This is a genomic window from Marinobacter sp. R17 (assembly GCF_003789045.1).
GTDB lineage: Bacteria > Pseudomonadota > Gammaproteobacteria > Pseudomonadales > Oleiphilaceae > Marinobacter_A > Marinobacter_A mangrovi.
Genome location: NZ_RHGZ01000019.1, coordinates 15,045 through 28,207, shown reverse-complemented (window position 1 = coordinate 28,207; position 13,163 = coordinate 15,045). Strand labels below are relative to the sequence as shown.

Here is a 13,163-nt window from a genome sequence, read left to right as displayed (position 1 = left end):
ACTATCTGTATATAAATTAAAATTGAGCTTTCATTTTACACCTAACAACAAGGTACGAAGTCTTGGTATTTTTTTTACAAAGTATTCAACAGCGACCCCAAAAATTACCGTAACTGAAATAACGATCAAAAAATAAATATGCGGATTTATATCAACAAACATGCCCCCTAGTCTACGACCGATTCCAGAACCGAATCCTTGATATAGATATATAGTAAACGCGTAGGATCCTATAATCTTCAACGGGGTTACATTTTTTCTATATTTAAAGAGAAGCGCACATGATGAGACAGAGACCAAAAGTCCAAGTATAGTTCGCTTTCCGGCAACTTCAGGTTCACCCCAAACCCACTCAAACTGTTGGAGTGAAAATGATACAATAAAACAAAAAATGATAATTAGACTCATTTTATTCGAGAACAAATGCTCAGGGTATTTAGATATGCCATACCCTAGGAGGAAAAAAGGTAGTAGGTATGTGGTCGTGCCTATAGAGAAAAACGACAAATCTAACCCGAGCTTCGGATAAGAAATGTAAAGCACGAGAGATACTAAAAATATATAAGACCATTTTCTTGGTGAATCGATAACTGACCAATAATCAAGTAATCCGACAAAGACAAATATCAGGAATATGACCTGCAGAAACCAAAAATGCTCGTATGGGTAGAAAATAAAATACAGCAACTTATCTATAGATACTCTTTCCGAAACTCCTGGAAGATAGGCTTTCGATAAAATTTCAAGAGTGACAACCGTTAGAAGTGGAACAACTATACGACGAAACTTGCCTTGCAAGAAATACAAATATCTACCTTCAACGACTGGCCTGCAACCATAAAGAAAACCTGAAATAACAGTGAATAATGGCAGCCTAATATTCTGAAAGGTATATGACATGTAGTCATAGATCTCCCGTGCCCCATCCAATGCGCCATCATTGTTGATGTGCAAAGCGATAACTAAAAGTATCGCTAATCCACGTAAAGATTCAATTGAATTATCCTTTTCCATTATCCACTAGGTCCCTATTTATATTCTTTTAATCTTTTAAGGAGTGGGAATTTTTTTGACGCAATTTCCAACTGACTCGTGACTTCAACACCGCCTCGTTCATCTGATAAAACCTTTTTGTTAGCCATCTTCAGCAACACAACAGATAATCCGCCAAAAAAATACCACTCATAACTTTTTAGTCCATAACTCGCCAAGCTAAAAAGAAGATTCATTAGAAGCCAAACCTGCATTGCCTCATTGGCCCTGTATAAAAAATCATCCTTCGGCAACTTTCGTTTAATTAGCTGGCCTGCAGACAGAAAATTTCTAACCATAGCTCGAAGATACAAAAGAAATAGGGCCAAGCCAATAATTCCAATTTCTTGCCATATTTCGGCCCACAGTATATGGGACACTTTATCTTCACCCGCTACATTCCAACTTGCTTCCCGAGAAGTTCCAAGACCATGCCCTACTATTGGCCTATTCATCGCAACGCGGAAATCTCTAAACCAGCCATCAATCCTACCTTCAGCTGTAGCCGATTGACGAGCATCATCGCTAACGATGGACAAATATCTGTCCTTTTCAATTGGATCTAAATTAGAATATATTATTGCAATACCGGCCAAACCAATAATGGTGAGCAATCCCTTTCTATTACTTTTTAGGAAGACTCCAAATGCTATTATTAAAAGTGCCAACGCCCCCGACCTAGATAAGGTTAAAACCATCGTATAGATTAAAGCTATAGAAATAGCCAAGTACATTGATTTTGAGATGCTATTTAGCGGCGAGAAAACGTAATGCAAAAATGGAAAAATCGTTGCTATAACAAACGCTAAGCCATTGGGGTTTATCACATCAGAAGGCGCCCCAGACAACCTACCCGCAAACTCTCCCATGCCCAGGTAGGTCTCTGAACCAAGGTAACCTGTGGTCAAATGCATAAATAGCGGTTCAACCACGCGAATTAAGTTACAAATTACAAAAACAAAAACAACAGCCTTGAGCCTTCGCTCATTTACAACCAAGTTGACAGTAAAGAAATAAAAAATAGCACCCTTTATAAATGCAATTAATCCTTCTCTTATAACCGAACCTGGCCATTCGACCAGCGGCAAAGTAACGATCGCATACACAAAAATAAAAAATAAATATTTAGATGCTGGGTCAAGCTTGTTGGGCTTTATAGATTTAGAGCCAATAATATAAAATGAAATCAACAACACAAGAAGAAAATCAAAACGAATAGTACCAAGAAAACTTAAGCGACTTGGAAGATGCAAAAAGAAGCTTATCAAATACACCAAAAATAGCCGATAAGGGATCAAGGTACTTTTACTATCCTCAAACCTATCTAGTACCGAAGAATTACTTGCTGAGTTCACCTTGGAGTACCTTCGCATACAATGATTTAAGGTTTTTCGCGGTTGTTCTAACGCTGAAACGCTCCGCAGCCTTGGGAATATAGTCCTTAAAGGGCTGAGTCCCTATCTCGATACATTTAATGATAGATCTTTCAAGGTCTGCCGAATCACCAGCCCTGAACTGAAGTGCGGGCGTCAGTTCCAATACTTCCCCTAAACCAACACAGTCGCTTCCTACGAATGGTACTCCTGCGCAAAGAGCTTCCATGGGTTGCAGCGGACAGGCCTCCCAAAGTGAAGGCATTACAATCAGGTCGCAACCTTTCATCGCTGAGGACACATCTGTCATGAATGGCATGAAACTGAAATAATCTATGAGCCCTCTTCTATCAAGCTGTGCTTTTTCCTCTCGAACGTAGGCCCCTCCCCCAAAGCATGCAACATGAAACCGTTGTTTATCTTCACGGGAGTTTAACGAATCAATCGCTTCCACAAGGTATTTGAATCCTTTTTGATTCATAAACCTCCCAAAAAAACCAATTAACACGACATCGCTGGATATTTTCAACATGGCTCGGAGGTCGGTCGCATCGGCTTTAACGAATTGCTCGCCATGAATGCCATTTAAAATAACCGTGCTTCGCTTTTTAAAGCTTGGATAAACTTCGATAAGATTAGCCTCTGCTCCGGTAGATACAGACTGTATCGCAGAACAGTCGTCGATGGCCCAGCCTAAAACCCACCGCTTTAAAGTACCCTTAAAACCCGAAAATAATTTTCTATCCAATATATCATGTGAAGTTACCACTGTTTTTCCACTTGTAAGCTTGCCCGCACCAGCAGCAGCTATCATCGAGGTGAATCCGTGCGCATGAATTATATCGTAATTATTTTTTTTCGCTAAGCCAACAACCTTTAAGGCAAATTTTACTAATGAATATTCTTCTTCAGGCACAACATACCAGTTTGATATATGAGTCCCGATTTCTTCTCTTAAGGATTCCGAATTATTGGCTGAGACCGAGATGATGTCAAATTCTAAAAACTCATCTGCCAATAGCGGAATAATATATTTAAGATAGGTTCGGATCCCTCCGATTGGCCACCTTACCACCAACAATATACGTGCTTTTTTCTTTTCAATTTCCATAAAATACCCGCAAGCTATAAAAACACAAAAACTTATAACAAAAATTTCAGACACGACCACCTATTACGCGATACACTTATTAATGCCTTAACTACTAATTAAAGGCCAGCCTATCCTCCTGATCGGGTCAGAGTCGATTAAATATATATGAGGTGTAGCATGAGAACACTTAATCTCTCATTAAAAGTAGTTTTATCAGGACTATTGATAGCACAAAGTTATCAAATCTACGCAGCACCTCAAATCACATCTGTCGCGAACTCTGATTCATCGCCTAACAAGATTACCGTTTCAGGTTCCGGATTCACAGAAGAAAACCAAAAAGTACTGTTATTTGACCTCGTCAGCAACAGAGATCTTTATAGCAATTTATCCTCGGGAACAGAGATCACTAGTTCCAATACCGCCTGGGGAGATGTGTCAGGAACAAACTGGGGAAGAACGCCACCTAAATTCGTAAAATCAGGGAACCTCAGATATAACGGCGCCGTAGGCGCTTACCAAGGGGCAGTTTCTTTTCTTGAGAAACCCAAAGCCCTATCGGGCCTTGGGCTTAATAAGCTCTATGTTTCATGGTATTTCCATCCTGATTATTTAGTAGATTCCGGTGAGGCAAATAAATACATTCGAATATGGGACAGGTTAGACGGACTAGGGACAAGAATTTCCTGGACTACTATGCACATAACTTATGAAGCGCGTGAGTTGAATTACTCGCCTCCTGCGGATTGGGTAGCAACCCGTGCTCCAGCAAATCAATGGAATCATTTTGAGATCTACGTTGATGCGGAGAAAAACCTGATCGAAGCGAAGATGAACGGCGATATAAAACACCGTGTAACTGACTTTCGAAAATCATCGGATACCGAAGGTTTAACTGTCGGCTTGGTCGGCTTTGATCCCGTCGATAACGACAAATACGCAGGAACCGAGTTTCGAATGAGCGATATCTACATTTCAAATAGTAGAGCAAGAATAGAAGTATCCGACAGTCCAACTTATGACCCCACGTCGCACAGGGAGTTATTGCCGTACGACTCTTGGAGTAATGGGGGGATAGTAGCAGAACTAACTCCAGCAGCCCAAGACATGGACACCATGTATTTGTATGTCATAGACAGTAATGGAGATGCAAATAAAGAAGGCTTCCCAATCACTGGTTGCGAAAAATGTCCAAGTCCGCCAGCATCTATTAATATAAAGTGAGGCTGGCTATCTCTTAAAGGGGTCTTTTACGGCCCCAAACAGCAACCCCGACATTCGGGATATAAAGTAAACATAGTCCAAAAAAACGGCTGGAATTATATATTTCCAGTTAATTGCATCGTAGTTTCCGAACAAAACACGCTTTGCCGTAAAGGTGAGGCATATGATTAATGATACCATTAGTGAAAGAAGCATAGCACTAGCGTTACCTAGAACCAAAGCCAATAGAAAGACGGCACAGCAAACTGTGAACAGAAGCGAAGCTATAAAAGTTTTATCTTTAAAGCCTACGTTTGATTTTAGATAGCTAGAAGAATGCCAAAACTGACGTTTCGCAAACCCGCCAATACTATTTGGGTACCCTAAATGAACGACGGAGCAATCCTTTAGTAGCCATAAACCATAGCCGGCTGATCCAATTTCGTAGCTTAGCTTACTGTCCTCTCCTGCATTAATATTACTATCAAACCCTCCCAATTCCTCAAATAACGCCCGTCTCATAAGAAAACTGCCGCCAGGCAAAGTTTTAGTGGGAGTATCCGTTGTCCGCGTCCCCAAAACCCATGCTTTTTCAACCCATGAAGGCCGTACTCGCAAGTTGTATACACCTCCAACTGCCCCTACCTTAGGATTATCAAGCCAGTTAACCGCTGTTGATAACCATCCCTCCTTAGCGACACAGTCGGCGTCTATAAACGCCACGATTTCGGAGCTACTGCTTGCAACACCAAAATTTCTTACTCCCCCGACCTTGGTATTTTCTTTTTTTAGAACTTTGACCCCATATGAGGCAGCAATATTTACCGTGCGATCTGCCGATCCGTTGTCTACAACTAGTATTTCAACTTTATCCTTCGGATACTTTAAATTCAGCAAACTCTCTAAACATGCTCCGATATATTTTTCTTCATTATAGGCAGGAACTATAATTGCTACTTTTGGGAAATTTAAGCTACTCATTAATATTCCTATGGATTATAACGCCCTATTACAGACCTAAATTTTGAGCCTTTTAAGTCAAGCAAGTTAGGATTGATGATTATTTCAATGGATACATCATCGCCAATTCTTTTGGCTAACTCTTTTTTCAGCCACTCTTCATTATTTTCGTTAAAATTAGCCTCCGGAGACACATATACTTTTATGTCACCGATCTCGTCCTGAACTATTTGAGCAGCTTCTATTCCAAGGCCACCTTTAAAAACGGGATCTAGACGTCCAACGGGAGTTCCATCTTTTTTATAAACCAAATCATCCATTCGCCCTTCAATACTCCTAATTAATTGAAAGCTTCTTCCACATCTACAAGATTCATTTCTGGAAGCTATTTCAACTATGTCACCCGTATTGTATCTTATTAGAGGCATTACATCGTTAATCAATCCGGTAGCTAACAACACACCTTTACCTTCTGATCTAATGACACCATTTTCGTCCATTACTTCTATTACTGCATGCTCTGGATGAAAATGAAGGTTTCCGAATTCACAGCTAGAGGCAAAAAAAGCCATTTCTGTGCATCCGTATTGATTAACTAAAGGTCCATTAAAGGCATTTCTAATCTCCTCAATCTGATAAGGCATCAGCGTCTCTGCAGTTGTCATTACTAGCTTTACATTTAGAGCAGGAAGATCATTGTTATTTATATATCGAGCAACCTGGTACAAACTAGATGGGTATGCAATTATTTCTTCAGGCTGGTATTCAATTAGTTTTCGATAATAGTACTGGAGGTTATCTGACGACAAATGATAAGAAGATAATAGTAAATTATTTTGAAAGTAATCACTACGCCAAAAGGGAGGCTTGACTTGGTCAGGGGGGCAAATTATTCGACCAAAAATAGTTGCTCTTCGGCATAGAGGATTCAGCCCAAACCAAGAGCGTAATCTAGAAAAAAAAGCATAATGCTTAGATCTTATACTTTTGGTACAGTAGATAGTTAAAGGAGAACCAGTAGTACCACTAGTATTAAGCTTAATTAAACTCTTTGGATTATTTTTTTCACACAAAAAAGAATGGGGCTTGGCTTTGACTTGTGATTTATCTAATACAGGGAAAAAATTTATAGCATCAATATTCACCAATTTATCAATATCAATATTCTGAGATCGAGCCAAATTGCGATAATGAGGTACTGTTTTCAAGGCTTTTATGGCCAATGACAGAAACATTTTTTCTTGTAGTTTCAATATTTCACTCAATTCCTTTTTTTGAGATCTCTTCAGGAATTCAAAGAAACTCGCACCATCTTTATTGTACCTTTCCCTTTTTAATTTAAGACCATATAAAGACACCAGTATGTTTTGAGCCCAAACTGGTAACTTGAAATAGAACCATTCAATTATTTTTGACATATTTTTGCTTTCGTATAAGTTGATATATTGCTTATCTAAAAAGGTATCCCGTTCCGAAAACAGTTTTTTCGAATAACATCATATTTTCCACAGCAGGATATCGATTGATTGACAGTGTATCCGAAAGAGGTAGTCTTGAGGGATATGCGTTAACAGCATACCGATAACCTGCCTTACTAATAGATTCCTTAATTTTTTCATTAAAGTCGTCAGGAGTACCATTCGGATAACAAAAAAGAGGAGTTTCTATATTTAGCTCTTTTTGTATAAGGAGTTTAGACAACTTCAATTCTTTATCCAGCTCATTATCCTGCAACTGAGTTAATATAGGATGACTATACGAATGACTTCCAACATCTAATCCCGATTTAACCATTTTTCTGATTTGAGACCATTTCAAACCACAATATTGAACGGGCGCCTGACTTGGCCGAACCACATTGAGACGATGATATAGATTTGATATCAACGACTCCTTTTTTTCATTTTGAATTTTAAGGCAATAGTCCGCAATGGTGTTCCATGCCCGGTCCCGATCAGATAGCAACTCAACATACTTATCCATCCCATCAATATAAACAGGCTCTCCACCAATGCTTGCCTCATCAATTACATAATGCAACTGATCTGGCCACAACCACAGGTCACCGTTCACAAAGCCCGTCGTAATAAACAACGTGGACGGTATCCCCTCCTCCTGCATGATCGGGAAGGCGTATTCGGCAAAGTCCGCATAACCATCATCGAACGTCACCACAACCGCATGATTGGGGACGTTCCCCTGCTCATGCGCCTCCAACAGCTCTGTCAGGTTCATCGGGTGAAAGTGGCGCTTGATCAACCGCATTTGCTTTCGGAACTGATCCACATGGATCTTGCCCGGCTCGTCTGTCGCCGAAAGCCGGTGGTACATCAGGATTCGGGGATGGTGGCGAGCCAGCATGCGGGCGAGCTGCAGCCCGCCCAGTGGGCGGGTGGCTTTGTAGATGAATTGGTTGAGTGTCATTCCCTGTCTCTCCCCGCTCCGACTACACCCTGCGCAGGATCAGCTTGGCGAGTGACCGCCAGCCCTGCCAGTAGGAGCTGTCCCGCAGGATGCCCCGGAAGACATCGCAAAACGGTTCAATAAACGATCGTTCGGCAGCGGCGATGGACATGCCGCGGCTGATGTACATATCCGCCCAGGCCCGGGACGCCAGCTCGTCCGGTACAGCGTTCGGGTTCGCCGTCAGGAACTTCTCCAGGATGCGAAACGCGTTGTCGTAGCGGCCCCGGTAGTTCTTGGACATCTGACCGGGCCAGATCCGGTAGATGTAGGTGACGTCGCTAACGTAGCGGAACTCCCAGTCGACGGAATAGCGCAGCCACAGATCCCAGTCGATCCCCATGGGCAAGGTCTCGTCGAACGGCCCGTTCTTGTCGATGCAGGCCCGGCGGATGACCGCCGTCCCAAAGGGTACGAAGTTCTTGATCACCAGGTGCTCTGTAACCGTTCCACTGTGGCGTTCGTACGGCTGGGCCTTGTCGATATGATCGCCTTCCTGGTCGATGTAGGAGACCTCGCTATAGACCACCCCCACCTTAGGGTTATCGAACTCACGCATCTGCAGCTCAAGCTTGCGGGGCGACCAGAGATCGTCGGCATCGCAGAAGGCAATAAATTCACCTTGCGCCTCATGCAGGCCCCGGTTCTTCGCCTGAGGCTGGCCCTTGTTCTCGGTGCGGATGTAATGGACCCTTTCGTCAGCCGCCAGCGGCGCGATCTGATTGGCCGTGTCATCCGTGGAGCCGTCGTCTATGATCACGACTTCAAGGTTGGACCAGGTCTGCCCCAGAACCGAATTGACGGCTTCAGGTAAGTAGTGGCCCATGTTGTAGGTGGCGATCACCACGCTGACCAGGGGCTGGTTGGTTGACGTCATACCTTGCATATCGAGAACCTGTATTTGCCCGAGGCTTCCTGCGGGATCGCCTCTACATCGTTGATGGACAACGTGACGCTCTCGTCGAAGACTTCACGCAACGCGGCAATCAGCGCGGCATCCGTCTTGTCATCATAATCCTGGCCCTTCACGCGATTGATGGTCAGGGTATCCAGGGTTTCCTGGACGAGTTGCATCTGCTCAATCCCGGGGACTTTCGTCAGGGTCCGTTCCACCAGTGAAATACCGGCGACCTGCCCGCCACTGGGCAATTTCAGGAAATCGGCGACACGGCCTTCCAGGCGCTCGAGGATGGGCAAGCCTCGCCCGCAGCTGCACTGGCGGTCGGACAACACGCCGACGTCCTCCACGCGGTATCGAATCAGGGGCATGCCCTGGTTGTTCAGGTCGGTCAGGACCAGCTTGCCGGGCTGACCCGGCGCTGCGGGCCGGCCATCGCTGTCGAGGCATTCCACCAGCACGTGTGGCAGGTTCAGGTGCATGCCGTTGTGCTGTTCGCACTCACAGGCAATCAGGCCCACCTCTTCACAGCCGTAGCGATTGGTGACGCGGCAACCGAAAGCCGACTCGATGAGGGCGCGCTCGTGCTCCAGCAGCATCATCGATGTCGCTACGATGCCCCGGGGCCGCAAGTCCCGGATCCCTTCCCGATCCACATAACGCGCAAAGATGTAGATGGAATGGGCGTGGCCGAAGATGGCCTCGGGCTTTTCCCGCCGCCAGAGATTGACGAAATCCCCCATGGAGGCGTCATTCAGGTCCATGGTGTCCAGGTAGACGGTTCGGTCCAGGAGGTGGTGACGCAACTTCTGTTTGGTGGTCTTGGGCACCGGCGGGTTACCCCAGACGGCGGCCTTTTTCACACCGAGGTCCCATCCGGACCAGCGGTCGGCCAACAGCTGGGCGGCGTTGCGTCGTTCCTGGCAGGCTTCGTCGAAATAAAGGTGCAGGGACACGCCGGTGGAGCCGCCCGTCTTGGCGGTGACCAGGTCATCCTTGGAGAACTCGTCACTGATAAACCGATCCAGGTTGTTCCGGATGCTGTGCTTGGTGGTGACGGGGATAGCCCGGAAATCCTCGATTGAGCGAATCCGGTCCGGTTTGATGCCGTGCTCTCGGAACAATCCCCGATAGTACGGGCTGTGCCGGGCCGCGTAGCGAACCATCTCCTGCACCCGCTGCCATTGCATCGTTTCCAGTTCTGCGCGGGGCCACCACTGTTGACGCTCCAAGTTCTTCCATTCGTCCAGGCGCCGGCTGCGATCCTTGAGATCCCAGAGGGGATAGAATATATGTTTCGAAAGTGAAGCAATCATAGTGCTGTTTCCAAAGATCCTTTTCAGCTCCAATTATAAAAAAGCAAACTTCACTTACCTCAACCCGATCAAGATCAGCTAGTGAGCTCCTACCGGTAGCCCTTCGTAATAAATTTATACTCCCACCTATTCTTAAGTGCCACATAAACACCTGTTCTCATTCGCTTAAAACCAATATTTTTATGAGCTCGCCTCGATATTTTGTTCTGTATATCGATGGTTGCCAACATTTTTGATCGAGACAAGTCATTCTTTGCAAAAATACCTGCATTCCAGATCAATTTTCTTAATATTCCCTTACCACGCCGAGCAGGAATTACAAAGCTATCATAGTAAAAGGCTTCGTCACTCTTAAGTGGAATACTGTACCCGTACCGTTGCTCACGATGCTTACCACTTAGGTCGAGCCAAAGGTATGCTACCTCCATACCGGACTCCGAATAAATAATGCCACGATGGTTAAGGCTAAGCCTGGATTTAAATATGTCTAAGCGATCAGAAAACCAAGCCTGCTTGTTCAAGTGTTCTATATCTCTTACCAACTTCACATTTTTGTCAAAGTTAGTTTCGCTCAGTGGGTAATCAGTTAAATCAAGAGCGTAAACCTGGTAAATGTTAAACGCTTTAATTCCGGGTATTCTAACAATCAGCGCAACAAAGAAACCCCAAAAACCTTCTTCATTCCACTTCCGTAATATGCTATTGAGAGTTAGACGCATAAACGCCCTCATGCTCATCGAGCATTCGAGTTATACTGAACTTTTCAGAAATACTGATACTATTGCCTGACATCCTTTCTCTTAGCAGCTCATTTTTACAAATTTCTTCAAGCATATTAGCAAGTTCACGCACATTTCCCTTTTCATAAAGAAAGCCATTATCTCCGTGATTGACTAACTCTGGATTTCCCCCTACGTTTGAAGCAATCGCTGGCAGACCTGCAGTCAAGTATTCCATGAGTGTATTAGACAGGCCTTCTGATTCAGAAGTAATTAGACCGACATCAAACTGCGACAAATAAATTCTTGGTTCACTGATCGGCCCTACGAATTTAACCAGACCCGTCAGGCGATGCCTTTCAATTCTCTCGTTTAATTTTTTGGCATATTCAATGTCAGAAATATGGCCTATGACAAAACATTTGGCTAACACACCTTTCTGAGTTATCAGCTGGAGTGCATCAACTAAATCTTCAATTCGTTTTACAGGTCGCACATTTGCAACAACAACCAATTTAATACATTCGGTTTTTGTGAGTTCTTCTAAAAACTCCGATCTTTGCTCAAAAAACGAAGGGGGGGAATCGATTCCATTCAATATAACATTTATCTTTTTACTATTTTTATACTCAAGTCTTTCTGCCTTATTAGCAACAGCCTTACAGTTGCATATAAGCTTGACACTAGAGCTCGAAAACAACCTCAAATACATCAACTTATAGGTGGTGTACCATATCCCCATATCTCTTCGGGAAGTAAACACCGCCATTTTACTTCCCAGAAAAAGAGGAGGGACCAAGAGCGCAACATCGTTAAAAAAACCATGTAATACTTCATACTTTTTTTTCTCAATATCACGTCTAAATTCAAAAAGCTTTTTCCAACTTCTTAATGAAGCTAATGAATCAACATTTAAGCAGACAATACTACAAGGAAAATCATCTAATTCTTGTGTAAAAGCAGTATCTCGAAGAACATAAAGAGTAACCTCATGCCCCCTACTCACCATGCCTTCTATAAGCCTAAGCAGCTGCCTCTCAGTGCCACCATTTACGCTATAAAGATAATCTATTAAATAAGCAATTTTCACTGAATTATCTCACACCAAAAATCACAGAAACCCTGCCAACCGTGCTTTGAATTGTGATTTAGTCTCAAATCGACCTATTCCTAGACGTGGAATCTCCATAAGTGAACGCGAGCCATCCCAGATTCCAGGCTTTGTCGTAACTAATGTTGAAAAACCGAACGCTGAGAGCGCGTCGAGAACATTTTCACTGTAGTTACCATTTGGATAAGCAAAATGTTTGGGCTTTATCCCAGTCCAACTCTCTATTAAACAGTTAGCCTTATTGATTGTATTATAGATCTCGAGGCCAGATATCTGATCAAGTAGTTCATGCCCATGGGTATGATTTCCAATAGTAACTAGCTGATGCTTACTCATCGCACCAAGATCGCTAGCGCTCAACATTCCAATTCTTGAGCTAAAACTACGAGCATCATTTTCATCTAGTATCTTTTTGACCTCAATATCCCTTTCAGAGGCAGACATTGATTTCAGTTTACTCAGCGCCTTTTGCATCAATGACCATCGTTTAGAATTAGAGTGAGACTTCCTTATTGGAATATCATCTCCCTCTATACTAATAAATAGATCGTCTCTCTTATCTAGCAAACCAATTATCTTGTCGTACCAATAGATAGAGCTATCAGAAACAGCCTTGGTTGCGACATACACAACAAAAGGAAGGCTAAGCTTATTCATTACTGGCAAGACGTTATTAAAGTTTCCTTTATATCCGTCATCAAAAGTAACTACAGCAAATGGACGTTGCCCTTCAGATAAACCACAAACCCTTTTTGTAGCTTCATCCATTGTTACGACATCGAAATTATTTCTTAGATACTTCATCTGCCATTCGAAATTACTTCTTTTCACAATAGTCCATGCGGGGATATCTATACTATCTTCCAGAACCTCATGGTACATCAAAACGATACCGTTACAGTTCCCGCGTCTTTTTTGCTTTAAATCAACAGCTTTTTGGGGGAAATAATATTTAAAAATTCGGTTTTTTACACCCATACCAATATCCCCCGACA

General features: G+C 43.3%; 12 protein-coding genes. 1 reads left to right on the top strand and 11 read right to left on the bottom strand.

The window, feature by feature from the left end; all coding sequences use genetic code 11:
- Positions 1–30: 30 nt before the first annotated feature.
- Genes EB809_RS13925 through EB809_RS13915 form a run of 3 tightly spaced genes read right to left on the bottom strand, consistent with a single transcriptional unit; the run spans position 31 to position 3,516 of the window.
- Positions 31–1,014 carry an acyltransferase family protein gene (locus tag EB809_RS13925; protein WP_123635439.1) on the bottom strand — a complete coding sequence of 328 codons (984 nt, stop codon included), beginning with the start codon at positions 1,012–1,014 and terminating at the stop codon, positions 31–33.
- Positions 1,015–1,028: 14 nt separating this feature from the next.
- Positions 1,029–2,387 (bottom strand): O-antigen ligase family protein, encoded by a 1,359-nt coding sequence (locus EB809_RS13920; protein WP_190294906.1) that lies wholly within the window; start codon positions 2,385–2,387, stop codon positions 1,029–1,031.
- A complete protein-coding gene (locus EB809_RS13915; RefSeq protein ID WP_123635437.1) occupies positions 2,371–3,516 on the bottom strand; it encodes a glycosyltransferase family 4 protein in 1,146 nt (381 codons plus the stop codon). Before EB809_RS13915 ends, EB809_RS13920 begins: the two co-directional genes overlap by 17 nt.
- A gap of 159 nt (positions 3,517–3,675) precedes the next feature.
- On the opposite strand from EB809_RS13915, the gene EB809_RS13910 reads away from it, so the two are divergent.
- Complete coding sequence (locus EB809_RS13910) at positions 3,676–4,722, top strand: hypothetical protein (protein WP_123635436.1); 1,047 nt, start codon at positions 3,676–3,678, stop codon at positions 4,720–4,722.
- Between the two features lie 6 nt (positions 4,723–4,728).
- Here EB809_RS13910 and EB809_RS13905 read toward each other — a convergent pair whose 3' ends face one another.
- The 8 genes from EB809_RS13905 to EB809_RS13870 form a co-directional block, all read right to left on the bottom strand.
- On the bottom strand, positions 4,729–5,682 hold the full coding sequence (locus tag EB809_RS13905; RefSeq protein WP_123635435.1) for a glycosyltransferase: 954 nt from the start codon (positions 5,680–5,682) through the stop codon (positions 4,729–4,731).
- A gap of 8 nt (positions 5,683–5,690) precedes the next feature.
- On the bottom strand, positions 5,691–7,079 hold the full coding sequence (locus EB809_RS13900; RefSeq protein ID WP_123635434.1) for a phenylacetate--CoA ligase family protein: 1,389 nt from the start codon (positions 7,077–7,079) through the stop codon (positions 5,691–5,693).
- A gap of 31 nt (positions 7,080–7,110) precedes the next feature.
- The gene (locus EB809_RS13895) at positions 7,111–8,085 is read right to left on the bottom strand and encodes a polysaccharide deacetylase family protein (protein WP_123635433.1); all 975 of its coding nucleotides are present in this window, start codon (positions 8,083–8,085) and stop codon (positions 7,111–7,113) included.
- A 22-nt stretch (positions 8,086–8,107) separates the two neighbouring features.
- A complete protein-coding gene (locus tag EB809_RS13890; protein WP_190294905.1) occupies positions 8,108–9,001 on the bottom strand; it encodes a glycosyltransferase family 2 protein in 894 nt (297 codons plus the stop codon).
- Positions 8,998–10,338 (bottom strand): phenylacetate--CoA ligase family protein, encoded by a 1,341-nt coding sequence (locus EB809_RS13885; protein ID WP_123635431.1) that lies wholly within the window; start codon positions 10,336–10,338, stop codon positions 8,998–9,000. The genes EB809_RS13890 and EB809_RS13885 overlap by 4 nt, the downstream gene beginning before the upstream one ends.
- A gap of 89 nt (positions 10,339–10,427) precedes the next feature.
- Positions 10,428–11,057, bottom strand: coding sequence for a hypothetical protein (locus tag EB809_RS13880; protein ID WP_123635430.1), 630 nt, complete (start codon positions 11,055–11,057; stop codon positions 10,428–10,430).
- Positions 11,038–12,147: a glycosyltransferase gene (locus EB809_RS13875; protein WP_123635429.1), complete on the bottom strand. Its 1,110-nt coding sequence runs from the start codon at positions 12,145–12,147 to the stop codon at positions 11,038–11,040. The genes EB809_RS13880 and EB809_RS13875 overlap by 20 nt, the downstream gene beginning before the upstream one ends.
- Positions 12,148–12,168: 21 nt before the next feature.
- Positions 12,169–13,146, bottom strand: a complete 978-nt coding sequence (locus EB809_RS13870) for a polysaccharide deacetylase family protein (RefSeq protein WP_190294904.1) — start codon at positions 13,144–13,146, stop codon at positions 12,169–12,171.
- Positions 13,147–13,163 lie beyond the last annotated feature (17 nt).

Excerpts from the sequence above, each read along its gene's own strand:
- EB809_RS13870 (WP_190294904.1), bottom strand. The coding sequence starts at position 13,146 with ATGGGTGTAAAAAACCGAATTTTTAAATATTATTTCCCCCAAAAAGCT.
- EB809_RS13895 (WP_123635433.1), bottom strand. The coding sequence starts at position 8,085 with ATGACACTCAACCAATTCATCTACAAAGCCACCCGCCCACTGGGCGGG.
- EB809_RS13885 (WP_123635431.1), bottom strand. The coding sequence starts at position 10,338 with ATGATTGCTTCACTTTCGAAACATATATTCTATCCCCTCTGGGATCTC.
- EB809_RS13910 (WP_123635436.1), top strand. The coding sequence starts at position 3,676 with ATGAGAACACTTAATCTCTCATTAAAAGTAGTTTTATCAGGACTATTG.
- EB809_RS13925 (WP_123635439.1), bottom strand. The coding sequence starts at position 1,014 with ATGGAAAAGGATAATTCAATTGAATCTTTACGTGGATTAGCGATACTT.
- EB809_RS13905 (WP_123635435.1), bottom strand. The coding sequence starts at position 5,682 with ATGAGTAGCTTAAATTTCCCAAAAGTAGCAATTATAGTTCCTGCCTAT.
- EB809_RS13900 (WP_123635434.1), bottom strand. The coding sequence starts at position 7,079 with ATGTCAAAAATAATTGAATGGTTCTATTTCAAGTTACCAGTTTGGGCT.
- EB809_RS13890 (WP_190294905.1), bottom strand. The coding sequence starts at position 9,001 with ATGACGTCAACCAACCAGCCCCTGGTCAGCGTGGTGATCGCCACCTAC.
- EB809_RS13915 (WP_123635437.1), bottom strand. The coding sequence starts at position 3,516 with ATGGAAATTGAAAAGAAAAAAGCACGTATATTGTTGGTGGTAAGGTGG.
- EB809_RS13880 (WP_123635430.1), bottom strand. The coding sequence starts at position 11,057 with ATGCGTCTAACTCTCAATAGCATATTACGGAAGTGGAATGAAGAAGGT.